The 2,043-nt window shown below is 49.6% G+C and carries 1 protein-coding gene and 1 pseudogene; both read left to right on the top strand.

The annotated features are described in order from the left end of the window. Positions 1-89 (top strand): annotated as a pseudogene (locus tag ACERIT_RS16070) (IS6 family transposase); the annotation flags it as partial. A gap of 204 nt (positions 90-293) precedes the next feature. Beyond that, complete coding sequence (locus tag ACERIT_RS16065) at positions 294-1,607, top strand: hypothetical protein (protein WP_373675864.1); 1,314 nt, start codon at positions 294-296, stop codon at positions 1,605-1,607. Positions 1,608-2,043: the final 436 nt, after the last annotated feature.

Here is a 2,043-nt window from a genome sequence, read left to right as displayed (position 1 = left end):
CTTCGTTTTCAAACTGTTTCAGTCACGTCGATCCGCCGACCGCGGAAACGTGGTTGCAAGCCCACGCCGTCTGGTGGAATCATGCTTAAGTTAACACGACCGCTGTATCCCCACCCTACTCGCTTGTGCTTCCGACACCCGTCGGAAGCCCGGCGCTCGTTGAGGGTGGGGGGCTTAGCGCCTGCATACAGCTAATTTTTTTATAGACTCCCGTAATCAGCTATGTATCGTGCACCCATTATTAGGGATGTTCCTCAAATCGGTGATCTGATATGTGGCGTCCACATTCAAATTTGTCGTTTAGCGATGACGACCGGGGAGTAGCCCCGCTAATTGGATTTATTATGTTATTTGGGTTTTTCGTCATTGCACTTGCCGGATATCAAGCGACCATTGTTCCACAGCAGAATGCGGAAGTAGAATTCAATCACTATCAGGTTGCTCAAGATGATATGACGGAGATTCGAACTGCAATCATCGATGCACGAACAACTGGTGAGCCTCGATCAACGACGTTCAAGCTTGGAGTTGAGTATCCGAGTCGAATTATCACCCTGAATCCGCCACCTGCGACAGGTAGATTGGCGACTGGGGAACAGCGGGATCTCACGATCGAAGACCAAGATGGGGGTGAACGGAGTTTCACTACCTTCGCCGGCGTAACTGATGAGGATGAAGTCTACACGCAACTGTTGACCTACACTCCCTTTTATAATGAGTTCAGGGGAGGAGCTCCGATCCGGCTTGAATACAGTACTATATATAAAAACTTCAATGAAACCGAAGCTGGAGGTGGTATCGTGGTACAAAACGATAACCAGCTGTTAGTAGATGCAAAAGAGAACGGGACAAATGAAGCGACAATAGCTCCCCTCCAAGGGAACTACTCAGAAACAGGTATCCAGCGTGTTTCACTCGAAGTGGAACCCGGAATTCAGCAATCAAAAGAATTTGAGGACATCAATGTCACCGTTCCCACCAAGCTTGATCAGTCAACATGGGAAGAAATTCTCGCTCCAGATCTTCCCCCAGAGAAGGTAGATGTTGACGAAGAGGCAGAGGAACTGACGATCGTGCTTGACGGTGTGTGGGTTATCAACTACGCACCCGTTGGGGTAGACGGCACCCCACCATCTGGCGAACGTGGGAGTGGTGGTGGTGATGGGGATGGTGATGACGAAGCTACGGAAATCAATCCAGCATCACCAAACGACATACGATTGGTTGCTTCCGAAAGGGTTCACTCCCAAAATGAGTGGACAGCGACGTTTAATAATACAGCAAATACAACGAATTTCACCGAAGCTCGTGTGAGCTTTTATTCTGGCGAGGCATCTGAGGTAGAAGATATATATCAGACTGATGCCGGTGTGAGAGATAGCTTCCCGTGGGATATTGGGGATGACTTCGAATCTCTCGATCCCGCTATTAAGATCGAAGGGAACGGGACAGAAACCAAACTCACGATAGAGTTTGATGAGGTGAAAAATACTGATGAGTTCTTTGTTATTACCTTCATCTTAGAAACGGATGAACAGGCAACGTATTTCATTGGAGATGATCCAGAGGACAGTCCGGGCAACGGTCAGGGCGGCGGTCCAGAATAATCTCGGTACTTCCCAATCGGCTTCTCCGGCCGTCGACGAATCAGTGAACTGACGCAGTGAGTGTGGCCACGGGTCGTTTTGGTTCCATTCAAACGGGATTGACAACTTGTTCTCCCTCGATCCCCACTAACCGAATTTTCCGGGGGTCGATGGCGTTCTATTTGTTATCTCCTCGGACTCCTGTTCCGACTTCTCGATCGACAGCCAGCACATAGCGAATCACCCCACGTTATCCGTCCCGTACGCCGATAGAGAACGCCCCTCGACGTACGAGAACGTGATAATCACCATCGACGACCGGATTCCAGATGTCCGAGTGCAAGGGAACGAGTTGCTCAAGTCAGTGTTCCGGAACCTCATTCAAAACGCGATCATTCACACCGACAAAGAAGCTTCGGAGGTACACGTCTCGACTACTATAGACGAAGAGACGGCC

The organism is Halopenitus sp. H-Gu1, from assembly GCF_041821145.1.
Lineage (GTDB): Archaea > Halobacteriota > Halobacteria > Halobacteriales > Haloferacaceae > Halopenitus.
This window is presented reverse-complemented; position numbering and strand designations above follow the sequence as displayed.